Source organism: Hymenobacter sp. M1-2, assembly GCF_057808495.1.
Map to the genome: position 1 here is coordinate 182,806 of NZ_JBTYZO010000009.1, position 23,789 is coordinate 206,594.

At 61.3% G+C, this 23,789-nt stretch carries 17 protein-coding genes; 14 read left to right on the forward strand and 3 right to left on the reverse strand.

Translation table 11 applies throughout. The features are described 5' to 3' along the window. Positions 1-42 precede the first annotated feature (42 nt). The 4 genes from ACYSMN_RS11030 (at position 43) to ACYSMN_RS11045 (ending at position 5,812) form a co-directional block, all read left to right on the forward strand. Positions 43-2,685, forward strand: coding sequence for a BamA/TamA family outer membrane protein (locus ACYSMN_RS11030; protein ID WP_488923933.1), 2,643 nt, complete (start codon positions 43-45; stop codon positions 2,683-2,685). Between the two features lie 203 nt (positions 2,686-2,888). Continuing rightward, a complete protein-coding gene (locus ACYSMN_RS11035) occupies positions 2,889-3,746 on the forward strand; it encodes a helix-turn-helix domain-containing protein (protein WP_488923934.1) in 858 nt (285 codons plus the stop codon). Between the two features lie 66 nt (positions 3,747-3,812). Continuing rightward, positions 3,813-4,352 carry a VOC family protein gene (locus tag ACYSMN_RS11040; RefSeq protein WP_488923935.1) on the forward strand — a complete coding sequence of 180 codons (540 nt, stop codon included), beginning with the start codon at positions 3,813-3,815 and terminating at the stop codon, positions 4,350-4,352. Positions 4,353-4,870: 518 nt separating this feature from the next. After that, positions 4,871-5,812, forward strand: coding sequence for an alpha/beta fold hydrolase (locus ACYSMN_RS11045; RefSeq protein ID WP_488923936.1), 942 nt, complete (start codon positions 4,871-4,873; stop codon positions 5,810-5,812). A gap of 233 nt (positions 5,813-6,045) precedes the next feature. Here the strand turns inward: ACYSMN_RS11045 and ACYSMN_RS11050 are convergent, their stop codons facing one another. Then, positions 6,046-6,540, reverse strand: coding sequence for a quercetin 2,3-dioxygenase (locus tag ACYSMN_RS11050; protein WP_488923937.1), 495 nt, complete (start codon positions 6,538-6,540; stop codon positions 6,046-6,048). A gap of 646 nt (positions 6,541-7,186) precedes the next feature. On the opposite strand from ACYSMN_RS11050, the gene ACYSMN_RS11055 reads away from it, so the two are divergent. From ACYSMN_RS11055 to ACYSMN_RS11090, 8 genes are all read left to right on the forward strand, one after another. Further along, the gene (locus ACYSMN_RS11055) at positions 7,187-7,852 is read left to right on the forward strand and encodes an isochorismatase family protein (protein ID WP_488923938.1); all 666 of its coding nucleotides are present in this window, start codon (positions 7,187-7,189) and stop codon (positions 7,850-7,852) included. A gap of 62 nt (positions 7,853-7,914) precedes the next feature. Then, positions 7,915-8,919, forward strand: coding sequence for an MBL fold metallo-hydrolase (locus ACYSMN_RS11060; RefSeq protein ID WP_488923939.1), 1,005 nt, complete (start codon positions 7,915-7,917; stop codon positions 8,917-8,919). Positions 8,920-8,946: 27 nt separating this feature from the next. After that, positions 8,947-9,918, forward strand: coding sequence for a SphA family protein (locus tag ACYSMN_RS11065; RefSeq protein WP_488923940.1), 972 nt, complete (start codon positions 8,947-8,949; stop codon positions 9,916-9,918). A gap of 114 nt (positions 9,919-10,032) precedes the next feature. Beyond that, a complete protein-coding gene (locus ACYSMN_RS11070; protein ID WP_488923941.1) occupies positions 10,033-10,665 on the forward strand; it encodes a c-type cytochrome in 633 nt (210 codons plus the stop codon). Then, the gene (locus tag ACYSMN_RS11075; protein WP_488923942.1) at positions 10,662-11,093 is read left to right on the forward strand and encodes a DUF6640 family protein; all 432 of its coding nucleotides are present in this window, start codon (positions 10,662-10,664) and stop codon (positions 11,091-11,093) included. The genes ACYSMN_RS11070 and ACYSMN_RS11075 overlap by 4 nt, the downstream gene beginning before the upstream one ends. A 35-nt stretch (positions 11,094-11,128) precedes the next feature. Continuing rightward, positions 11,129-11,563, forward strand: a complete 435-nt coding sequence (locus ACYSMN_RS11080) for a luciferase domain-containing protein (RefSeq protein WP_488923943.1) — start codon at positions 11,129-11,131, stop codon at positions 11,561-11,563. A 146-nt stretch (positions 11,564-11,709) separates the two neighbouring features. After that, the gene (locus ACYSMN_RS11085) at positions 11,710-12,939 is read left to right on the forward strand and encodes an alcohol dehydrogenase catalytic domain-containing protein (RefSeq protein ID WP_488923944.1); all 1,230 of its coding nucleotides are present in this window, start codon (positions 11,710-11,712) and stop codon (positions 12,937-12,939) included. A gap of 52 nt (positions 12,940-12,991) precedes the next feature. Beyond that, positions 12,992-13,516, forward strand: a complete 525-nt coding sequence (locus ACYSMN_RS11090; protein ID WP_488923945.1) for a hypothetical protein — start codon at positions 12,992-12,994, stop codon at positions 13,514-13,516. Positions 13,517-13,611: 95 nt separating this feature from the next. On the opposite strand, the gene ACYSMN_RS11095 is transcribed toward ACYSMN_RS11090, so the two are convergent. Both ACYSMN_RS11095 and ACYSMN_RS11100 read right to left on the reverse strand, forming a co-directional pair. Beyond that, positions 13,612-16,005 carry a sigma-54-dependent Fis family transcriptional regulator gene (locus tag ACYSMN_RS11095; RefSeq protein ID WP_488923946.1) on the reverse strand — a complete coding sequence of 798 codons (2,394 nt, stop codon included), beginning with the start codon at positions 16,003-16,005 and terminating at the stop codon, positions 13,612-13,614. Further along, positions 15,923-18,250 (reverse strand): SusC/RagA family TonB-linked outer membrane protein, encoded by a 2,328-nt coding sequence (locus tag ACYSMN_RS11100; RefSeq protein ID WP_488923947.1) that lies wholly within the window; start codon positions 18,248-18,250, stop codon positions 15,923-15,925. Before ACYSMN_RS11100 ends, ACYSMN_RS11095 begins: the two co-directional genes overlap by 83 nt. Before the next feature lie 1,644 nt (positions 18,251-19,894). On the opposite strand from ACYSMN_RS11100, the gene ACYSMN_RS11105 reads away from it, so the two are divergent. Continuing rightward, complete coding sequence (locus tag ACYSMN_RS11105; protein WP_488923948.1) at positions 19,895-20,590, forward strand: TIGR04282 family arsenosugar biosynthesis glycosyltransferase; 696 nt, start codon at positions 19,895-19,897, stop codon at positions 20,588-20,590. Positions 20,591-20,693: 103 nt separating this feature from the next. Next, positions 20,694-23,726, forward strand: a complete 3,033-nt coding sequence (locus ACYSMN_RS11110; RefSeq protein ID WP_488923949.1) for a TonB-dependent receptor — start codon at positions 20,694-20,696, stop codon at positions 23,724-23,726. Positions 23,727-23,789: the final 63 nt, after the last annotated feature.

Below are 23,789 nucleotides of genomic sequence, written 5' to 3' on the forward strand. Positions count from 1 at the left end.
TAGCGTCGCGTTTTTTCACGTCTCACCTTCAGCCTATGCCCCATGCGCTACTTCCTTGCCTTCGTGTTGCTGTGGACGAATGTGCGGTGTCCACTGGCGGCTCAAACAATCAGTCAGCTCAGTCCTGCTACAGCGCCTGATTCCCCTGGTGCCCGCCGCACCGCTGAGCCGGGTTTCTCAGACAGTGCCGTGGTGCAGGCCAGCCGTAGCTACGCCGCCGGCCGTTCCCGCACCTGGCTACTAGGCCGCAACTACCGCCGCGAGTGGGAGCAGCCGGTGCGCGTGGCCGTGCTGAACCTCAGCGAAGCGTACGGGGGCCTGCTGCCCACCAGACAAGGTGGCGGCCTGCAAACCAAATCCCTGCGCTTGCGTGCCGCCAACGGCCAGGAGTACGTGTTGCGGTCCGTCGACAAAAACACCGACCCGGCCATTCCGGAAGCTTTCCGCGGCACGGTGGCCGGGGCAATTGTGCAGGACCAGATTTCGGCTGAGCACCCGTACGCAGCTCTCACCATTCCTGTTTTGGCCGAAGCAGCCGGCGTGGGCCACACGGCACCACGCCTGGTGCTGGTTCCCGACGATGAGCGGCTAGGTGAATTTCGGGCGGCTTTCGGTAATACGCTGGCCTACCTCGAAACGCGCGAACCGGCTCCGCCGGCCTCGTTCGGCACCCAAGCCCTTGCCCGCGCTTACAACACCGAAAAGGTGCTGCAACTGCTGCAACAGAACCCGCGCAACCGCGTGGATGAGCGGCAGGTGTTGCGGGCCCGCTTGTTCGATATGTTTCTGGCCGACTGGGACCGGCACGACGACCAGTGGCGCTGGTGGGCCTACCCCCAACCCAACGGCGGCCTGCTGCTGCGCCCCGTACCCCGCGACCGGGACCAGGCCTTCTTCGTCAACCAGGGTGTGTTGCCCACAGTGGCGAGCAGCAAATGGGCCCTGCCCAAATTTCAGGGCTTCGACGGCTCCTTGCGCGATGTGAGCACCTTTTCCTTCAACGCCCGCTACTTCGACCGCTCTTTTCTGGCTGGTCTGGAAGAAAATGTGTGGCGCGACGAAGCCGCTTCCTTGCAAGCCGCTCTTACCGACGCCGTTATCGAGCGGGCCGTGCGCCAGTTGCCCGATTCCATTTACCGCCTTTCCGGGGCAAAACTTGCCGTACTGCTGCGCCAAAACCGCGATGCCCTGTCGCGCTACGCGGTTCAGTACTACAGCTTTCTAGCCCAGCAAGTGAACGTAGTTGGCAGCGACCAAGCTGAACGCTTCGAGGTAACGCATCTAAACGGCGGCCAACAGACCCGCGTGCGCGTGCTTCCGCTGGCAGCCGACGGCCTCCTGAACCCCCTGTATGAGCGCACGTTCCAGGCTAGCGAGACGTGGGAAATTGCCCTTTACGCCCGCGGCGGGGCCGATGAAATTGTAGTGAGTGGACCAGCTCCAAAACGGCTGCGGCTACGCATCATTGGTGGCGACGGGGCTGATGTAGTGACCGACGAAACCAACGCCGGAGCGGGCAGTGCCCGCATGTTGGTCTATGACACGCCCACCAACAACACCCTGCGGCTCGGCCTTGCTACCCGCAACCGCACGGCCAAGAACACGACCGTGAACCGCTACGACCGGCGCGCCTACCGCTACCCGTATACTGGCCCCCTGCTGCCCTGGGCTTACAACATCGACGACGGCCTGTTTCTAGGAGTAGGAATAAATATGCGCCGGCCGGGTTTTCGCAAGGAGCCGTGGGCTTCCCAACACAACCTGACGGCCAACGTGGCCTTGGCTACCAGCGCTTTCAACTTCAGTTACGCCGGCCAGTTCACGCACATAGTAGGCCGCACTGATTTGTTGCTGCGCGGCAATTTGCAGGCGCCCAACTACGTGCGCAACTTCTTCGGGCTCGGCAACGACTCAGACTACGACCAAAACCGCGACATCCGCTACTACCGAGTACGGTTCCGCAACCTGGAACTGGAGGCGCTGGCTCGCCAGCAAGTGGGCCAGCACCATCAATTTTTCGTGGGGCCGGTGTTTCAGAGTGTGCGCGTGGAGCGCTCAGCAGGGCGTTTTATTGAACAATGGCAACAGGGCGGCATCGGTGCCAAGGACGACTTGTTCGGTAATCAGCAATTTGGAGGGGCGAAAGTAGGCTATGCCTTCGACAGCCGCGATGCTCGCCCCTGGCCCACCAAAGGCCTGCACTGGCACACTGAGTATCTGTTGCAGCGCCGCCTCGATGCCCGCGCCCGGCCTTTGTCGCAGCTTGCTTCCAACGTGTCTGGCTACTGGACGCCCTGGCCCCGCTTCACCTTCGCTACCCGAATTGGCAGTACGCTCAACTTCGGCCGCTACGAGTTTTTCCAGGCGGCTACACTCAATGGCATGAGCAACTTGCGCGGCTACCGTCGTACCCGCTTCGCCGGCGACAACAGCCTCTACAACAACACCGAGTTGCGCGTGCACCTGCTGCGCTTCCGCACGGCCCTGCTCGTCGGCGACCTGGGCCTGCTAGGCTTCCACGACGCGGGCCGCGTATGGCTCGACGGCGAATCGTCGGACACCTGGCACACGGGCTATGGTGGGGGACTGTGGCTCAAACCCTTCGACCGGGTGGTGCTCTCGGCCGTGTATGGCGTGTCGAATGAGGACCAATTGCCGCTGGTGCGGTTGGGTTTCTTTTTCTGAGCTAACCATAGCAGCCTGTTTCCTCCTTACTTCTCGCGAAGGCTTACTTGCCGCATTTCATTTAGGCAATATCCTGAGCGAGCCATTGCCCACTGTTTCTCCGAGACCATGCATGCCGCATTTCGCCACCGCAGCCGAATCAGACTATGAAGGATAGCAGCCCCGTGAGCAGTTGCAACTCAGCCGCAACATCGCCGGCAAGTTTGCTTGATCTGCCGCACGCTCCTTTGGCCAGCAGCAAGCGCGCCTGGGAAGGCCTGACGGTGGAGCGCTTCGCCATTCCGGCCAGCGAGATGCCCGAGCAGTACCACGGCCAACACGTTATTAGCCTGGTGCTGTCGGCGGGCACGCGCATCAGTCGGCAGGACGGCGACCGGCAGCTCTACGACGAGTTTCAACCCGGTGACCTAGGCCTGTACCCGCACGGCCACTACGGCGCGGTGCAGTGGCACGGACCGGCGGAGTTTTTGCACCTGCATTTGAGCCACGCTTACATTGAGCTGATGGGGCTGCAAACCTTCGGGGCGCCCACCGTGCGCCTGGCCGAGCAGTTTCGCCTGCACGACCCCCTGGTGCGCGAAGTGCTGTTGCAGCTGGCTCGTTTTCTAGACCAGGACCAACCCTTGGCCCGGCTCTACGCGGAGTCGGCGGGGCAGCTGTTGGCCGTGCATTTGCTCAAGTGCTATGGCCTTTCGCCCCTGCCCGCCCCGCCCACCGCCGACTCGTCGGTGCCCGCTTACCTGCACTTGGTGCTGGAGCACATCGAGGCGCACTTCATCCGCGACCTGACTCTGAACGAGCTGGCGGCCCTGACCCACCGCAGCCCGTTTCACTTTCTGCGCGAGTTCAAGCGCCACATGCGCACCACTCCTTACCAGTGGGTGCTAGGTAAGCGCATGGAGCTGGCCCAGGTGCTGCTCAAGGCTCGCTGCCCCATCAAGGAAGTGGCCGGGCGCGTGGGCTACGCCGATGCCAGCCTGTTTGGCCGCGCCTTCCGCCGGCACTTCGGCGTGCCGCCGGGCTTCTTTCAACAGCAATCCGGGCTCCTACAAAGTCAATAATTGCTCTTACCTGGTGGGCACTGGCTCGAACACTTTTGCCAAAGAACCTTGCTCCACCCACCAGCTATGAAAATTTTCTCTGCGCCAGGCCCTTACCTAACTCGCCGAGCTGCTTTGCGGGGCGGCGCGGTGCTGGCCGCTAGCCTGAGCCTGGGCAGTTGGCCTGCCCAAGCCACGACGCCGGCCGGCGGGGGCTTGGGCAGCCTGCGGCTCATCAGCATCGCCCTTTCGGTAGCCAACCTGGATAAGTCGCTGGCCTGGTACCGCGATAAGCTGGGTTTCCGCCTCGTGAAACGCACCGACAACCGCACCTCGGGCTTTGTCATGGCCCAAATCGAGCTGAACGGCCTGGAACTCGAACTCATCCAGCTGCCCGGTAGCCGCCGGGCCGAAACCACTCCGCAGGATCCGCCTCAGCACCTAAAGCTGCAGGGGTTGCGCAACCTTGTGCTCAGCGTGGAAGACCTGCCTGCCGCCAACGCTGAGCTGAAAACCCGCGGCGTACCGCTGATTTGGGAAAGCAAACCCATTCCGGAGGTGGGCGTGGCCATCACCAACTTCCGCGACCCCGACGGCAACCTAATTGCTTTATGGGGCAAGCTGTAGCAGGCAGGCGGTTGGGCGCACGGCTTCTAATCACTCACTAAACCGCCGATTCCGATGTACGAATTTAGCACCTACGCCACCAAGTATGCGTCCTTCGCCAAGCTCAGTCTAGAATGAAGAAAAAGACGGATTTCGCTTCCCAAAGCCCATGCCACGCCCCGCTTCACACCGTAAAGGCCGAAGAGCAAGCAAGCAATGCCCACCCGACACTTTGCGGAGAAATTATGTGCGGCAGACCAGTAGGACCGAACTCCGGTATTTGAGGTAATTGTTGATTTAGGCCACGAAATATCACGGGCGCGCTGAGTCTAGCGGTGGGCCTTTGGCCCATAATCCAGCTTGGCAGGTGCTTGGCAGTCGAGAGCGGTAGCGGCATGAAAGTGTGAGTGCACAGGCTGGCCGCGCCGCTAACCCCGCCACGAGTCTGCTGGGCGGTGGTCCGCCGTTGGACCTGGCTACCCTTTGCCTTAGTCTGCGCTCAGCCCCTAACCATCGACACCTTTTCACCCGTTTCTACTATGGTCATTCCTGCACTTACTCACCACACGATTGCCGTCTCGGAAGACGTGTCGCTGCACTACGTATCGGCCGGCAAGGGGGCGCCGCTGGTGCTGCTGCACGGCGGCTTCCAAACCTGGCGCTGTTGGCGCCGGGTGCTGCCGGCCCTGAGCGCCCACTTTCAGGTGCTGGCCCTCGACCTGCCAGGCATCGGCGATTCCACCCACCCAGCCACGGGCTACGACGTGGCCACTGTGGCCCAGCACATCTTGGCGCTGCTCGACCTGCAGGGCATCAAAGAGTTCTTCGTAGCCGGCCACGACCTGGGTGCGGGTGTGACGGTGGCCCTGGCAGCTCTGGCACCGGAGCGGGTCCGGGGTTTTGCCTTTATGGAATACTTGCTCTGCGGCTTCGGCTTTGAACAAGCCCTGGCCCCACGTCCCGACAACCACCACCTCTGGTTTGCGGCCCTGAACATGGTGCCTGAGGTGGCCGAAATGCTCATTAAAGGGCATGAAGAAGAATACCTGACCTACCTGATGCGCAAAGCGCTAACGGCCAACCCGGCCGCCGTGGCGCCGGAGGACCTGGCCGACTACGTGCGCTGCTACGCGGCCCCTGATGGGTGGCGCCCGCTCTGCAAATTGTTTCGGGCCACCTGGCAGAACGCCGAGCTCAACCGAAAATTCGCCCAAACCCCACTTACTATGCCTGCTCTGGCCCTGGGCGGCCAATATAGCGCCGGCAGCTTCGTGGCCGAGTCCTTGCGCGCCGTGGCTACGAACGTGCAAGCGGACGTGGCCCCAAACACAGCCCACTGGCTGTCCGAAGAACAACCGGACTGGACCGCCCAAAAGCTGCTGGATTTCTTGCTGCCCTTGGTGAATGCCACTCAAAGTCAAGCCACCCAGGCCGGTACGGACTCGGTTGCAGCAACCCACGCCGACGCGCCAAAGCAGTGACCTTTTAGCTGACTCGCAGCCAAAGACACCGCGGCTTAGAGATTGCCAATCAAGAGCCCCGGCGGACTGCTTGTTCAGAGCAGCTCGCCGGGGCTCTTGCGTGCCGAAACAAGGTTGATTCGACATTCAGACCAGTCCGCCAAAAGTTTACGCGCTTTAGAATTGCGGATCAGCATTTAACTAGCAGCAGAATCTGGCTTCTCATGGCTCAGCTTTAAGTTCTCGAAAAGAGCCTAGCGCCGAGGCACATCAAGCATGCCGTACTTGGTGGCCAACTCCTGAATCTGCTCCCTTGGCGCGTTGAGCATGGGCGTGCCGGGCGGGGGCAGCGTGCGGGCCGTGGCGGGCACGCCCGTTTCCATAATAAACTGCTCGAAACCAGCTGGCGCGTAAAAATTCAGAATGCGGGCCGTATCGCTGTCCACGATGAAGCTGTGCGGCGTGTAGCGCGGAATGGATACGAACGAGCCCGCTGTGGCTTTCAGCGTCTGGCCGCCGGCGTGGTAAGTTAGCTCCCCTTCCAGCACGTAAAACGCCTCGTCCTGCTCGTGCATGTGCGGGGGCGGACCGGAGCCTTTGGGACACAGTTCCTCGATGAGCGAGTATTGCCCGTTGGTTTGGGCGCCGGTGGCCAGCATGATCCAGAGAATGTCGACCTGCCAGTACACGGGGGCTTCGTCGTGGCGCGCCAAGTAGGCGGCCGGGTGTTGGGGAGTGGGTTCCATCATGAGCGAGAACAGTGAAAATCAAGAGTCTAGGCTTACTTGCCGGCGTGGCTTCTTCCCCTCGAAGCCAATTTGGGTGCCAGCAATAGCCAGCGCGGCCTCGACAGGGCTGGGCCCGGCTTGGCGCTTGGTCCATGAGCTGCTAATTCCGACCCTTGAGCTCTGCCGAATAGCGCGTTTTTGACGTCCTGACGGATATTTGGCGGGCTTTCGGCTCGATGCTGCTCCGTTCAAAGTCCGCCAAACCTGCCAAATCAAAAGTGGCCTTCTAGCTCCCAGCCAAACCCTCCTGCGGTGGGGCCGCCTATGATATTTCCCGTTTATCCGAGGCCAGAACGTGATATGCTATAGGTGAAGCTACGCCGGCCGGTTTTTGGCACGGTGCGCATCGCGCTGCTACGGCCAAGTAATGTTTCTTTCTAATTCCGTCCAAACCGGCCCTGGCGCACTGCTGGAGGTGGTTTCGCTTTTTAAGGCGGATTGATAAACAGCTCCCAACAAGCCACGAGTACTGGCCGAAACCTCCTGTGGCTAGCCCTGGCACCGGTCTTGAATACCGACGGACAGGCCCGGTAGCCGCGGCGGAGCACCGGACTCCTGCCGCACACTGCGGCCAAGCTTCATTTCACCCCCTAATCTTTTTCTGCCCATGGAAAGCCTAGCCCTCCAAACCCCCTCCGTGTACCTCGAACAGCTGACGCCCGACAACTGCGCCTTCTGTCTGATCGACCACCAGACCGGCACCATGCTTGGCGTGCAAGACATCCGCCTCGATCAGTTCCGCAGCAACGTGCTGGCCCTGGCTAAAACCGCCAAGCTGCACCAAGTGCCCGTGGTGCTCACCGACAGTAACGCCGTGGGCCCCAACGGTCCGCTGATGCGCGAGCTGGTGGACCTATTCCCGAACGTATCTACTGTGCACCGCCCCGGCCCCATCAATGCTTGGGACGACCCCAACTTCGTGGAGGCCGTGAAAACCACCGGCCGTAAAAAGCTGGTGATGGCTGGCGTCACCACCGACATCTGTCTGTACTTCCCGGCCATCAGTGCCCGCGCCGCCGGTTACGATGTGTACGCCGTGTACGATGCCTCGGGCTGCTGGGACCAGTTGTCGGAGCTTTCGGCCATGCTGCGCTTGCAGCAGGCGGGCTGCATCGTTTGCAACTGGGCCACTATCACGGCCATGCTCCAGAACGACTGGCGCAACGAATCGGCCCAAGGCACGCTCGACATTTTCGGGGAACATCTGCCTTTCTACGGCATGCTGATGAACAACCTGGCGCCGCGCACCACCGAGAAACCCGTGGCGGCCTAATCCGCGCCGCAGCTACTTGCACCGGAGCTTCGGGGCCTTTCATTTTTTAGCTGACTCTCTTGATGTTGTCATCTTCTAAAGTTCTGTGGCTCGGGCTCCTGTGCTTGTTGCCGCTGGCCGCCTCGGCTCAAACTGCCGCTTCGGCCCCGAGTAACGACGCCTTGCCGGCTACGGCCCAGGGCGACGAGGTGCCCTACCCCAAAGGCTACGTGGTGAAGCCGCTCGGCGACGGGCTTTACTACGTGGGTGACGGTATCTACAACGCCATGTTCCTGGTCTACGACCGGGGCGTGGTGGCCGTGGACGCGCCGCCTTCCCTCGGCGAGAAGTACTTGGCGGCCATCAAAGAAGTCACCCCCAAACCGGTGACGCACGTGGTGTACAGCCACTCGCATACCGACCATATCGGGGCGGCGTCCCTGTTTCCGAAGTCGGCGCAGTATATCGCGCAGGAAGAAACGGCGGCTATTCTGCGCCGTCGCCAGGATCCGCGGCGGCCGGTGCCCACGGTTACTTTCGCCCAAACGTACGCGCTCAAAGTCGGCGGCCAAACCTTGCAGCTCGACTATCGCGGCCCCAACCACGAGGCCGGCAACATTTTCATCTACGCCCCGCGGCAGAAAGCCTTGATGATTGTCGACATCGTGTACCCGGGCTGGGTGGCGTTCAAGAACTTGGGCATCTCGCACGATGTGCAAAGCTTCATCGAAGCCCACGACGACATTCTTGCCTACGACTTTACCACCCTCGTGCCGGGCCACGTGAACCGCGTGGGCACCCGCCAGGATGTGCTGGTGGCCAAGCAGTTTCTGCGCGACCTGCACGCCAACGCCGTGGCGGCTTTCCAGGCCGTGAGCTTCGCCGAAAGCGCCCAACAGACGGGTACCGCCGACAAGTGGAAGCTGTACGATACCTATTTCCGCAAGGTGGTGGACGAAACTGCCCGCCACACCCGCGCCCAATGGGTCGGCAAGCTTGGTGGCCTCGATACCTACTTGCCCGACAATGCCTGGATCATGTGCGAAACCGTGAACGTGGACCTGGCGCCGGGCTACCGCTTCAAGTAGCCGCCTCCCTTTATTTCCTGATTTATCATGAACCGTTTGCTTCGTCCTCTTTCCTTTTGGCTGACTGCCTTGCTGCTGCTGGGGGCCGCGCGGGCGGCCGAGGCCCAAGACCCGGCCCTGCCACCCGTGAACCTCGGCTTGACTGGCGTGCTGGATGGCGCGCCGCCCGGCACGGGTCTGTTTGGCTTCGAATATGCCCAATTCTACCACGCCACCTCCATCCGCAACGCTAGCGGCAACAAGGTGGCCAGCATCAAGCTCAATTCCTTGCTGCTAATGCAGCAGGTCACGTTTCTAGCGAAGACCAAGGTGCTGGGCGGCAACCTAGGGTTCAGCGTGTTGCAGCCCTTGGTGTTCTTTAGCACTTCCGGCACGGTGGGTGTCACGCCCGATGGTCGCCCCATCGGCCTTACGCACAACGACAAGGTGTTCGGCGACCTGACCGTGGGCCCGGCCTTGCAGTGGTTCGATAAACGGCTGCTGGGCAAGCCTTTCTTTCATCGGCTGGAACTCACCTTCACGCTGCCCACGGGTGCCTACAACCCGCAGTACCTCATCAATCCGGGTTCGAACTACACGTCGTTTACGCCCTTTTACGCCTTCACCTATTTCTTCACGCCCAAATTCTCGACCTCACAGCGCCACCACTACACCTACAACTTCGAAAACCCGGACAACGACATGAAGTCCGGGCAGATGTACTACGGCAACTACTCGCTGGAATACCAGGTGTTTGGACAAGTGCGCGTGGGAGCCGTGGGCTACTACCTGACGCAGCTCAGCCAAGACCAATTCCGGGGCCGGGAGTTCGGTTTCGATACCAAAGAGCAAGTGCTCGGCCTGGGCCCGGCCATCTTTTGGGCGACCAAAAAAGGGCTGGCGTTTGAGGCTAAGTCCATCATCGAAACCGAAGCCGAAAACCGCACGCGCGGCGTGCGTTCGTCGCTGCGCCTGATCTACCAGATAGCAGGGCCCAAACCGGCACCGCCGGCGCAGTAGCAGCTCTGCACCGCCCGAAATACCCAGCCGACTCAAACAAGAGTTGGGTCGAAAGAGCTATGCCGCGCCTCTTACGACCGGGTTCTAAAATCTTCCAACCACACGGTCCTAGCAATGAAAACCCTCTGCGCGTGCCTGTTCCTGTTGTGGAGCGGGTCGTTCCAACCACTGCGGGCCGAAGACAGCCCCGACCGAGGTGCTCGACTGTTTGCCACCAATTGCAGCCAGTGCCACGCCATCGACCATGTAGTGCTGGGGCCACCCATGAAAGGCGTGCACCAGAAGTACCCTTTTGCGTGGATTTCGAAATGGATCCGCAATTCGCAGGCCCTGATCAACAGCGGCGACCCACAGGCGGTGGCCGTCTTCACGGCCTACCAGCGCATGGAAATGCCCGCCTTCGAGCAGTTCAATGAGCAAGACATCCGCGACCTAGGTGCTTTCGTGGCCCGCGAATCGGAGCGGCTTGATGCCGCCGCGGCATTGCCAGCGCCGCCGGCGGGGCCAGTAAGTGGAACCGCCGGAACTGTGGCCCAACCACCGACGGCCGCTGGACCTTCGTTGCTGCTAACGAGCGTGGTGGTCCTGCTGCTGCTGACCTTGCTGGTGCTGCTAGTAGTGCTGGTGGCCTTGGCGCGCATCATCTACGGTTTACGGTTGTCGTCGAACCAAACACCCCCCGCGGCCAACGCAGCCCGAACCCGCCTGCCACGTGTTGCTAAACCCATTTCCCTTTCCCGACCATGAAAAACCTACCCTTAGGTAAGTGGCTTATCACGCTGGTCGCCCTCATGACGATGTGGGGCGCCTACCTCGCCGACTGGAACGAAACCCACATCTTCAACCCGCGCTGGCCGCCGCACGCCAAGTTTCACAACGCCCAAACCATGCTCTTCGGCTCCTTGCTGGGCGCCTTATGTTTGTGGTTTCTGTGGGGCCAGCGCGGCGAACCGCGGAGCTTGTTGCGGCTGGCGGTGCTCCTCGGAGGCTTGTACTGGCTGGCCCAGGCGGGCGCCCTATTGTTTCCCGGCACCGCCCTCACCGACCCGGAGTTTTACCAGCCCGGCCAGCCGCCGCGCCAGCTATACCTCGACTTCGTTCTTTTCGTGGTTTTGGCCGTGGGCTACTTTCTAGAAACCGCGCGGCTCAACCGCCAACTCTTGGCTTCGCGCTGAGCGTACGGGCTGAGGGTATTTTCTTGTCGATACCAATGACGGAGCGCGCCACCACCTTGCTTGCCATCCAACGCGAAGTCGGCGGTTGGGCGGGCATCACCACCAAGCCCCACCGCTTCAGTGGGATAGAATTCGAGCTGAACGGCCGCGAAATCGGCCATTACCACGCCTGCGGGGCGCTGGACATTCTTTTCAATAAGCGCATCCGCGACGAGTTGCTGCGCGAAGGCCGGGTGCAGCCTCACCACTTCATTCCGGAGTCGGGCTGGACCAGCTTCTTCGTGGACGACGACGCTCAGTTCCCGTCCGCGCTGTGGCTGCTGCGGCTGTCGTACTTGTACCAACAGATCCGGCAGCAACGTCCCTCCCCTGGCAGCGAGTTTGCCCCCGACTTGCGCCGACTCGCCGACTCGCTCGCCTTGAGTGAAACACTCCAACAGCTGATTGGAGTGCCTAGCGCTACATCGTAGCGCTACGGCTCAAGCCTGCACCACGGCCTTTCTGCACTGTCAGCTGCCCTTGCTCGGTGGCTGCGGACGCGCGTGCCCTTTCCAATCCGAACCAATTGCGCTGTGGCGGTTGCCGCAGCGGCCATCTCACTTTTCCTTGTTTTGCTATGTCTACCAACCGAGGAGTTGTTTACAAATCTGCCTGGAACTTGGCCGTGGAAGCCATTGCCTACCCCAAGATGCAGAACCCGCAGGGCCGCGACATTCACCACGCGGCCATTATCCGGGTCGTGTCCACTAATATCTGCGGCAGCGATCAGCATATTTTCCGGGGCCGCTTTTCGGTGCCGGCCGGTCACGTGCTGGGCCACGAAATCACGGGCGAGGTGGTAGAAGTGGGCCAAGACGTGGAGTTTCTGGCGGTCGGCGACATCGTATCGGTGCCGTTCAACGTGGCCTGCGGGCGCTGCCGCAACTGCAAAACCGGCCACACCGACGTCTGCGAAACCGTGAACCCCGACGCTCCCGTGGGCGCCTACGGCTTTGACCTGGGCGGCTGGCTCGGCGGGCAGGCCGAGTACGCGCTGATTCCCTACGCCGATTTCAACCTGCTCAAGTTTCCGGACCGTGACCAGGCGCTTGATAAGATTCTGGACCTGACGCTGGTATCCGACATTTTGCCCACTGGCTACCACGGTTGCCACTCGGCCGGCGTCAGCACGGGCTCCACGGTCTACATTGCTGGGGCCGGGCCAGTGGGCCGTTGCGCGGCGGCTTCGGCCAAGCTGCTGGGTGCGGCCTGCGTCATTGTGGGCGATATGATCCCCGAGCGCCTAGAACTGGTGCGCCGCGCTGGTTTCGAGACGGTGGACTTGACCAAGGACGGCTCGGTGGCCGACCAGATCGAGCAGATTTTGGGCCGGCGCGAAGTCGACTGCGGCGTGGATGCGGTGGGCTTCGAGGCGCACGGCCACGGGGAGGAAGATTTTCGCCAGGAAAACCCACAAGCCGTGCTCAACGACCTCTTCGACGTGGTGCGCGCCGGCGGCGGTATTGGCATTCCCGGTATCTACGTGCCCGGCGACCCGGGCGGGCGCGATGCGGAAGCGCAGCACGGACAACTGACCCTGAACTGGGGCAAAGGCTGGCTGAAGTCGTTGCGCATCCAGACCGGCATGGCCCCCGTGAGCCAGTACAACCGCCAGATTATGGAAGCCATCCTCTGGGGCCGAGTCGATTTGCAAACCATCATGGACATCGAAGTCATTGACTTAGATGACGCCCCCGCCGCCTACCAACGCTTCTCCGATGGTTCGCCCAAGAAGTTCGTGATTGATCCGCATGGCATGTTCAAGAACAGCCCTAGGCGCCGCTCACAAGCCGCTGCGGCACTGTAAACCCGCCACAGGCTGGTCCATTTGTGATTCGCAATCCACCCAACCTTCTCCCATGAAAACCGGCAAAATATTGGTGACTATCGCCGTGGTGCTGACGGGCGTGGTGTCAACGGTGGTCGATAACTTGCCCGGCGGGCACATGAACGACTCGCGCTGGGTGCCGCACGCCAAGTTTCACGACGCGGCCATGTTTCTGCTGCTCGATGGCGTGTGCCTGCTGGCCCTGTGGCTGGTGTGGCGGCGTTCCGCCGAGCCGCTGGTGGGCATTTGGGTGGCAGTGCTGGTGGTTGTCGCTTTCTGGACGCCGTTTCTGTACATTACTACGCTTTACCCGCAAGCCAGCCTGCTGCTCGACAGCCCGTTAGGAGAGCCTTGGCAAATAGGAAACTACGCCCACTGGAGCGCCGACGACCGGGCCCATACGTACTTGCTGTTCGGCGTAATTCCGCTCTACATCAACGTCGTCATCGGCGTGGTGCTGATGCTGACGGCGGGCCTGGGCGGGTGGCTGTGCCAGCGCAGCCTTCGCCAGCCTGAGCCGAGGTCCTTGACCAAACCGTTAGCAGTACCTCACTAGCAGTGAGCCCGCCACCGGCAGAGCAAGCTGGGTGTTTGTTCTGGCTTGTTCTGTCGGTGGCGCGCTTCTTTTGTCGAAGGCATCCTTTCCTCGGCCTAGAACCTGGAAGTACCGTGTACCTTCACAATGCCCAGTTTGCGGATGCGCGAGTCGAGAGTGCTCGGGTTGAGGTTGAGCAACTCGGCCGCGCCGCCGGGACCGCGCACCCGGCCGTGGGTGTAATACAACACGTGCATGATGTTGTCGCGTTCGGCCTGTTGCCAGGTCTTGATTCCCGGTTCTTCGGGCGAAGCGGGCGGCGTTTGGTCTAAGCGCTTGAGGGGTTTTTCCAGTTCCAGGGTGGGCGTGTTAGCCAGAATGATGCATTGCTCTACCACGTGCTCCAGCTCGCGCACGTTGCCAGGCCAATGGTAGGCCATCATCTCGCGCAGCGCGGCCGTGGAGGCGTGGTTCACCTGCTTACCGAAGCGTTTGCCAAACTTGCGCAGGAAGTGATTGACGAGCAAGGGAATGTCCTCGGGCCGTTCACGCAAGGCCGGTAAACGCACCGGAAACACATTTAGCCGAAAGTACAGATCCGAGCGGAAACGTCCTTCGCGCACTTCTTGCTCCAGGTCGCGGTTGGTGGCCGCAATGATGCGCACGTCGCACTTAATGGTTTGGCTGCCCCCTACCCTCTCAATTTCTTTCTCCTGCAAAGCTCGCAGCAACTTGGGTTGTAGCTCCAGCGGCAATTCGCCCACTTCGTCTAAAAACAGGGTGCCGCCGTGGGCCAGTTCGAACTTGCCTAGGCGCCGATCGTGAGCCCCAGTGAAAGCGCCCTTTTCGTGCCCGAATAACTCGCTCTCGATGAGGTTGGTGGGTAGGGCCGCGCAGTTCACTTTCACCAGCACTTTGTTTTTGCGGGGCGAGGCGTTGTGCACAGCCCTAGCAAACAGCTCTTTACCCGTACCCGTTTCGCCCTCCAGCAGTACCGTAGCATCGGTGGGCGCTACTTGGTTGAGGCGGTTGAACACGGCGTGCAGCACCGAGCTGGTGCCAATGATTTCGTCGAAGTTGTGGCTGGTTTTGATTTCCTCTACCAGGTATTCCTTCTCAATTTGGAGCTGCTCTTTCAGGGCGTTGATCTGCTCGAAGGCCAGCAGCTTTTCGATGGTAGGCACCAGCGCCGCGGCCAGCCGCGCCACCAACGCCAGCTGCGCCCCAGTAAAGCCCCCGGCGCGCCTGGTTCCGAAGCTGACCACTGCCCGCACTCCGGTTGCCAACGTCAGGGGCACCGTTAGGCTGGCTTTCAGTTGGTAGGTTTCGGCCATCAAGCCAGCGAGGCGGTGGGCGCGGCAGTGCCGCTCGTGTTCGTCTCCCGTCAGCAGTTGCGGTGCGTCGCGGGGCAATTCCTTGCGCAGCGCTGCGTACTTATCGGCCGTGAGGCGAAGCGTGCGCAGCAACCCCTCGGTGTCAATTAGCTGGTATTCGTCGAAACCGACGCGGTACATACTGCCGTGCCAGGGCGGGGGCGCATCGCGCTCCAGCCAGCAGCCGAGGTAGTCGAAGGGCACCGGCGTTTGCAGCAGCTCGCCCACGCGCCGCAGCTTATCGGCCCAGGCGCCACCTTCCGTCAGGGCGTTAACCAGGCTGATTTCCAAGGATTTTTCCCGTTCGCGCTGCTCAATATGCTCATAGGCAAAGAGGTTATCGATGGCCAGGGAAAGCTCCGGGGCGAAGCCTTGCACCAAGGCCAACGTCTGCGGGGTGTAGGCCCAGGGCTGCTTGCTGTGCAGAATCAGCAGTAGGCCGGAGCCATTGGCCAGCTCCAGCGGCAGGTACATCGCCGACTGAAACCCCACCTTGGTGCACGACAAGCGCGCCAGCTCCACCCGCCCAATCATCTCCTCCAGCTCGGCGCCCACGTACACCCGCGGCTGTTCAAACAGGTGCTGCGTCAGTGGTACGAGTTGGAAGTATTTAGCTTCCGTGATGCCCAAGCGCTGGACGAAGTCCGCCAGGGTAATCAGCTGGAAGTCATCGGCTACGGCCTCGAAACCGAAGTTTTTGGGGGCACCCGTTTGCGGAATCATACTCACAGCCAGCCGGTCCAGAGGCATTACCTTGCGCAGGGTGCGGGCAAACGCCCGGAGCACTACCGCCCAATCGCGCGACGAGGTCAGGGCCTTCACCACGTCCACTTGCAGGGATTTTTCTTGCGCCCGCCGTTCCAACTCGTTTTTCTGCGCCTGTAAAGCCTCGTTGGCCCGGATGTTGGCCACGGCCACCGCCAACTGATCGGCTATCGCCCCCACCAGCGGCAATTGGCTTTCCGCAAACCAGCTGCCGGCGCGGGCGTGCAAATTGAAGTAGCCCAGCGTTTGGCCACCTACGCGCAACGGCGCAGCCACAGTTTGGCGCAGATCAAAATGCCGTAAGGGTGCCGCCGCCCACCACTCCGGGTAAGCCTGGCAGTACGCCTCCAGGTCCCAAACCGCCGCGCCCATCGTAGAGTGTTACGTCGGCCGTGAGCCGGTTGGCGAGGAAACGCAGCTCCGCGCCCACTTCCAGCGACTTCGAAATCTCGGGCTGCAACTCATTGTTGCCGATGCGGTTTCCCACGCTGTAGGCAATGGTACCGTTGAGCGGAAACTGGAGGTCGACGCCCGAAAAACCCGCACTCACGTTGGTTACGCCGAACGTGGAGCCGGTACGGTACAGCGGCGCGTCGTTGCCGACCTGGGCGTAGTTGGCCCGGATTTTACCGTAGCTGAAGTAAGGATTCTCGCTCAAACTCAGCAGCTCGGTGAATACCAACCCCAGGTTGACGGCCGGGTAAAAGAAGCTGCGGTTGTCTTCCGGCAGCGTCGACGACCAGTCGTTGCGGGCCGCCAAGCCAAGGAATAGGAAGTCGCGGTAGCCGAAATCGACGGTGGAGTACACGCCCGACAGCCGCCGCAACGACCGGGTGCTGCCGTTGTTGGCAAAGCCGTTTTCGGCGTTGTTAGCGAAGTTCTGGCCCACCGAATTGCTCACCAGCACGTTGGCCGCAAAAGAAGTTTGGTCGTAGCGCCGCTGGTTGAAATTGTGGCCCAGCAGCGCCGACACCGTGATATCCTTGGTAATGTTGCCGTTGTAGGTAGCAATCACGTCGGTCGTCAGCTCGCTGTTGGTAATCTGGTCTTCGCCGTAGAACCCATCGTCCGACTGGCGCGAGTTCTGGTCGCCGGGCAGCGGGAAGCGGCGGGCCGTGAACTGCTTGCGGCGGTCGTTGTAGACGTCGGCGCCCACCCGGAAATTCACCCGGAAGTGCTCGTTGAAAATGTACCCGAGCTGCGTGTTGCCCAGAATGCGGTCCAGGTCGTTGCGGAACGAGTTGTCGCGCAGAATCTGCCAGGGGTTCACGGTGTAGGCCCCGTAGTAGCCGTTGATGTCGTTAAACGGATTGCTCAGGTCCTTGAGCTCGCGCAGGCTGATGTCGCGCGGCGTCTGAATGATCTGGTTGTACACCGACGTATTCCCCTGCCCCGTCACGGCCAGGTCGCCGCCGGAGCGCGTGTACGTGACGCTGGCGCCGCTGGTGAAGTGGTTGGTGAGCTTGGTTTCTCCCCCGATCTTGACGGTGGTGCGGTTGTACTTCGTGTCGGGCGTGATGCCGGATTGCGCCACGTTGGAGGCCGACAGGATGTAGTTGGTTTTGGCGTCGCCGCCGCTGAGCGAAATGGTGTTGGTGAGCGTGCGGCCCAGATCGAAGAATTCCCGCACGTTGTCCTTTAGGCCCACGTAGGGCTTTACGCGCTGCTGGTTATTGACGATCTGACCCCAGGGCCGCTCCACCCCGTCGAAACGAGGTCCCCAGCTGAAATTTTCGCGCGTGTCGGGGTTTTGCAGGGCGTAGCCCTGGCCGTACTCGTTCTGGAACTTGGGCAGGAAAAGAAGGTCATCGATGACGTACGACGAGGTAAACGTCACCTCGGCCTTCTTGCCGCGCTTGGCCGCGTCGCGCCCCGACTTGGTGGTGATGATGATGGCGCCGTTGGCCGCCCGGGAGCCATAAAGCGCCGTAGCGGCCGGTCCTTTAAGAATGTTGACGCTCTCCACGTCCTCCGGGTTGATGTCGTTGGCGCGGTTGCCGGCATCAATGCCGTTGTTGAGGTTGTCGCCGGTGCCGACCTGCTGGTTGTCAATGGGAATACCATCGACCACGTACAGGGGCTGGTTGTTGCCGGTCAGGGACTTGTTGCCCCGAATAACGACGCGCGTAGACGAGCCCACCGCACCGGACGCGCTGCTGATTTGCACGCCCGCAACCTTGCCCTGCAAGGAGTTCAGCACGCTTTGCTCCCGTCCCTGCGTGAGCTGCGGGGCCTCAATGGTTTGAGTGGAGTAGCCCAGACTGCGTTTGTCGCGCTCTATGCCCAAGGCCGTCACGACCACCTCACTCAGCTGTTTGGTATCGGGCGCGAGGGAGATGTTCACTTGGTTTTCCGCGCTCAGCACCAATTCCACGGCGGTGTACCCGATGGAGCTAAACACCAGCGTACCGCCGGTGGCTGGCACGCTCAGCGCGAAAGTGCCATCGCCATTTGTAGAGGCCCCATTGACGGTGCCTTTGAGCAGGACCGTTACCCCCGGCAGGCCAGTGCCGGTTTGGCGGTCGGTCACCTTGCCCGAAATTTCCCGGGTCTGGGCCACGGCGTGCTGCGCAGCAAGCACGGGAAGCGCCAAACCTAGTAGTAAGGTTTTGTTCATAGTAAAGAGGTTGGTGTTGTGAGTCCGGGCCAGGCCCTGGAATGCATTTCACCCAGTGATGGGTGCTGCAAAAACTCGCCTCTTAGCTGCTTTTCCAGGCTTTATTCTGTGAATCGGCCTTGCCCGTCTTTAAGCCGAGCGAATAGCGGGGCGAAATGCCGGGCGTGGTTTACCCCACGCCGGGTACTACCATTGGATTGCCCTTCTCCTTCTCGGTAGCGTTGATGCTGCTACCTCTAGCTCAGGTTCTGCGGGTATAGTGCGCTACCCGTGCAGCCGTTGATGCCCCACTGGAACAACTGGTTGGTAGGGCCGGCATTGCTGGCTGCTTTAGCAGGCGGGAAGCCGACAAATTATGGTATGGGCACCGGCGGTAGGTGTGCTGCGTCGTTGCCGGGCTGGTCTTCACCCACTAGCTAACCCAGGTGGCAGTGTAGCCGCGTAGCGGCACTAGGTTTGTAGCCCCAAGTCGGCGCGGGGAATAGCGCCGCGTAGCGGTGCCAGATTGGCAGGCGTCTCTGGCACCGCTACACGGCGCGGGGTCGTTTCAGGGCTGGTGTTCTACAAGCCTGGAGCCGCTACGCGGCTGCTCTGCAAATGACATTAGCCGCCTGGAGCTGTGGCTGTGGTCTGCTGGCGCGGGCTGCCTGGCAGCAAGTAGTGGCAATGGGCCGCACGGAGCGAAAACGCCGTTTCCGTTGAACAGGCGCGTATTGGAGCGAGGATAATCTCCTGTAGGACTTACGCCCGGCGGTTCGTGCGTAGCCCCGGCGGGGCGGCATGTCGGTAGTAAAATACTGGTACTGCCTAACCAAGCCCCCTCGGGGCGGCACTAATCGTTGGACGGGTAGTGTCGCCCCGAGGGGGCTCTGAATTGGTAGAGCCATACTCTAACTACCGATATGCCGCCCCGCCGGGGCTTCCCGTAGCCCGCCGTGTATAAGACCTATCCCAGTAGATTATCGTGTTAGGGACGGGCCTGGCGGCACCAGGCCGTTGGCCTCGTGTGTCTGGCGGCATTCACTCACCAAAGCATTCCGCAGAAACGGTGGTATTGCAGTTCCACCGCCGCCAGGCCCGTACCATCACGCGTAAAGCACCGAGAAACGTTTCGCTCCCCAGCTTCGCGTTGGAAGCTGCTTTCTCGACACGGCCAAAGGTATCGTGGCTCGGCAGTGGCCAACGATTGGCATTGTGTAACCTGCCCTTTCCATTATTCAACCTGCTCCGCTGAATGTGGTGTGCCCAGAACCGGGCAGGTTACGGTACCCGCACCAGGCGTTTCACTCCAATTCAAGTAAGCAGCCGCTGCTGTCCACCTCTAACAAATTGTGCTTTCGCTTCACCTGGGTAGCTTATCCTGATGGCATCTATTGCGCATTTTTTGCCCGCTTCGCGCTTGGTAACGGCAGCCGCGCGGGTAGTTTTGGGGTGGTTGGCGAGTTTAGGGTTCATTGCAGGCAGCATCTTGCTTAGCTGCGGGCAGAACCCCTTCGCTGCCCAGTTTGCGCGCTCAAGCCCCAAAGGACACCCCGAGTTCAGGTTTGGGAGCTTCCGCTCGTATCTTCGCGCCAGACTCGCTAGCACTTTAGCGGGCTGGTTTACATTTCCTCAATGCGTGGCAACCACCGTTAGGTCTTTGCTTTGACACTAGTCCGAAACGCCGTTGCCATTCTGCTCTTTACTCGCTCAGCGAGCAAAGAGGCGCTGCATAAGCGGTTTACCAGCCGTAGCTCGCTGAGCAGCAATGCGTCCGTGGCGGCGCAGCTGATCGAGCACGCCCGCACTACGGCGGCCCAGGCCGGAGTGGATGTGGTGTGCGTGGATTCTGCCCGGCAAACTGGCCGCACGTTTGGGGAACGGCTGGCGGGAGCCATGCGGCAGGTATTCGGGCAGGGCTACAGCCACGTGCTCGTGATGGGTAACGACTGCCCGCAGCTGGACGAGCAGTTGTTGCAGCACGCGGTTGCGGCGCTCCACCACGACACGGCCGTGCTAGGGCCCGCTACGGATGGCGGCGTGTATCTGCTGGGCATTTCACGGGCCACCTTCGAGCGGACGCAGTGGGAAACCCTGCCGTGGCAAACTCCGCAGCTGCGGGCGGCTTTGCGGCAGGAGCTGCGCCAGCAGGCAGTGGCCGTAGAGCTGCTGCCCCCACTGGCAGACATCGACAACGAGCAGGATCTGGCTCGGGTGCTGCGGCAGCCCCTAGTCTTGAACGTGTGGCGCCGACTGCATCGGTTGCGCACAGCCACAGTCGTTTTTCGCGAGCATACGGTAGCGGCGTGGCCGCGGCCGATAGTAGACACGCAGCAGCGTAGGGGGCCGCCAGCCAACTGAAACCATCCGATTTTATCCGCCTAACCATGCGGTGGTCGTGCTGCTGGCGTCAAGTTCAGTAGGCGGGCGGATGCCTTTGTTTCAGTTTGCTTTCCTCTCTCTTATGAAAAAGCTCTGCGCTTTTATTGCGCTGCTGTGCCTGTATTTCCTGCCCTTGTCCCGCGCCCTAGCCCAGGTAGATTTAGTGGTGTCGGTGCTGGACAATGCGCACAAGCCCGTAACGGGCCTGCCAGTGCGGCTCGACAACGCCGCCATTGGCTTCACCGCCGAGCAGCCGACCAATGCCCAAGGCCAGGTCCGGTTTCGGGGATTGAGTACGGCCGGCCGCTATGCCGTGAGCACCACGGCCACCGACACCTACCAAGCCGTGCGCGAAACCGACCTTACGCTGCGCGCTAATTCCAGCCCCAGCGTAACGCTCGTGCTGCCGCTGGTCAGCACCCAAACGCTGGGCGAAGTGACCGTACGGGCGCCCAACGCCACGACCATCAACACGCAGAACGCCGAAGTCTCGTCGGGGCTGTCGGCGCGGGAGTTGCGGGAGATTCCCGTGGAGGCCCGCGACGTTACCCGCGCGCTTTACCGCCTGCCCAACGTGACGCTGGCCACCGGCTTTTTCGCCGAGGCCCCCAACGTGAGCATCAACGGAGCCAATGGCCTGTACACCAACTACCTCATCGACGGGCTCGACAACAACGAGAACTTCTTAGGCGGCTCCCGCTTCGCTATTCCGGTCGGCTTCACCCAGAACCTTACCGTGCTGACCAACAACTTCTCCACGGAGTTCGGCAATTCGGCCAACGGCATCGTGAACGTAACCACCAAATCGGGTTCCAACGACCTGGCGGCGGAGGTATTTTACCTGACCCGGCCGGGCCCGAGCATCGACGGCAAGACGGATTTTGCCCAGCGCGACTTGTCCGGCAACCAGGTGAAAAGTGGCTTTCAGCGCCAGCAATTCGGCTTTGGCGTGGGCGGCGCGCTGGCGAAGGACAAGACGTTTTTCTACCTGAACGCCGAGCAGACCTTCGACTTCAAAGACAATGTGCTGACCTCGCCGGACCTGGGCGTGAATGCCACGGTGCGCGGCGAAAACCGATTCACCTACCTCTCAGGCAAGCTCGATCAGCGCTGGACGGGACGGTTCCGCTCCTCGCTGCGGGCCAACGTGGGTATCGTGAACATTGAGCGCCAGGGCGGCGGGCTCGAAGGTGGCGTGGCTTTCCCTTCGACGGGCAACCAGCAGGACCGTAACTCGCTCAACCTCGCCACCCAGAACGTGTACGTGGGCCGCAACTTCACCTCGGAAACCGACGTGCAGTACGCCCGCTTCCGCTGGAATTACGCCCGCGCCGACAATCCCAACAGCCCCGACGTAACCGTGAGCAACCCCGCCGGCCAGACCATTGCCGTACTCGGCCATCCCGGCTACCTCTTCGATTCGCACCAGAGCACGTGGCAGGCCCAGCAGAAACTCACGCTCCTGAGCGGCCGCAACACGTTCAAGGGCGGGTTTGGCATCATCAGCACCGAGCACCGCCTGTTCGGCGGCGGCAACCCCAACGGCAGCTACAGCGTGCAGCTCACGCAAGCCCAACTCGACGCGCTGCGGGGCCGCAATCTGGGCGCTGGCCTTAGCATCAATGACATTCCTGCTGACGTACGGGTGAATAATTACAGCGTGGAACTGCGCCCGACGTCTTTCGGCACCACCCAAAACCTCTACAACATCTACCTGGAAGATCTGCTGGCCGTGACGGACCGCCTGAACGTGACTTTGGGCGTGCGCTACGACTACGACAATCTTTCCAAGGGTGGAGCCGAAAATGGCGACCGGAACAACGTGGCCCCGCGCGCCAACTTCAACTACCAGCTCACCGACCGCAGCAGCCTGCGCGGCGGCTACGGGCTGTTCTACGACAAGATTCTGTATACCGTGTACAGCGACGCATTGCAGCAGAACACCACCGATGCCGACTACAAAACCCAGCTGCGGGAGTTGGTACGCTTAGGTCAGTTGCCCGCCAATACCAACGTGGACCGCATCACCTTCGAAGGCAACCTAAGCGGCAGTGCCCGCAACGTGACCTACCTGCAAGGTCCTTTGGGCGCCACGCTGCAAGGCCAGCGTGCCGGCGTGCCAAGCTACGAGCGGCGCATCCTGAACCCTAACGGCTACAACAACCCGTACTCGCACCAATCGACGCTAGGCTACCAGTATCAGGTGAGCAGAAAGACGCTGTTTTACGTGGATCTGATGCATAACCGCTCCTACGACTTGTTCCGTTTGCGCAACGTGAACAGCGTGTCGGAGTACCCGCAAACCGACCCCAACAACGTGGTGGTGCGCAGCTTTGAACAGGCTGACCTGACGCGCCCCGTGCCCATCCGGGTGGATGGCAGCGCCGTTATTGGTGGGCAGGCGGTGACGGGCGTGGCTCGCAACGTGGTGATGACGGAGTCGGAAGGACGCTCGCGCTACATGGCCGCCAGCTTCAACCTGCAAAAAGACGCGGCCGACGACAAGTACAGCTACCGCCTGTCGTACACGCTGTCGAATCTGAAAAACGACACCGAGGACGTGAACTTCCGCGCGGCCGATGGCAACAACTACGGCGCCGAATTTGCCAACTCCATCAACGACCGGACCCACGTCATCAACGCCATCGGCAGCTACTACCCGGTACAAGCCCTGCGCCTGACGGTGGCCGCGTTGCTGCAAAGCGGCCAGCCCGTTAACCGCGTTACCGGGGCCTACCCTATTCCGGGTATGTTCGACCAAAATGGTAACCCCATTTTCACCAACGACCTGAACGGCGACGGCAGCTCCTTTAGCACCGCCTACCTGGGCAACGCCGACCGCTACCCCGGCCAGCGCCGCAATTCCGACCGTCTACCTTGGGCAAAAACGTTCGACGTAGGGGCCCAGTACTCCTTGCACTTCGGCCAGAAAACCAGCCGCCTGGAGCTGACGGCTGACGTGTTCAACGTGCTCAACACGCAGAATTTGAGCGGCTACGCCAACAACGCCACCCAGAGCAACCAGATTCAGGTGGGCCCGCCCAGCGCCGGCATCGTGAAGCGCAACGCCAGCGCCCCGCGCCAATTCCAGTTCGGGCTGCGCTACGCTCTCTAGAACAGTCTATAGCTCACCCAAGTTGCAGGCTATAGCCCGAATCGGTCGATAGCGTGAACGAAG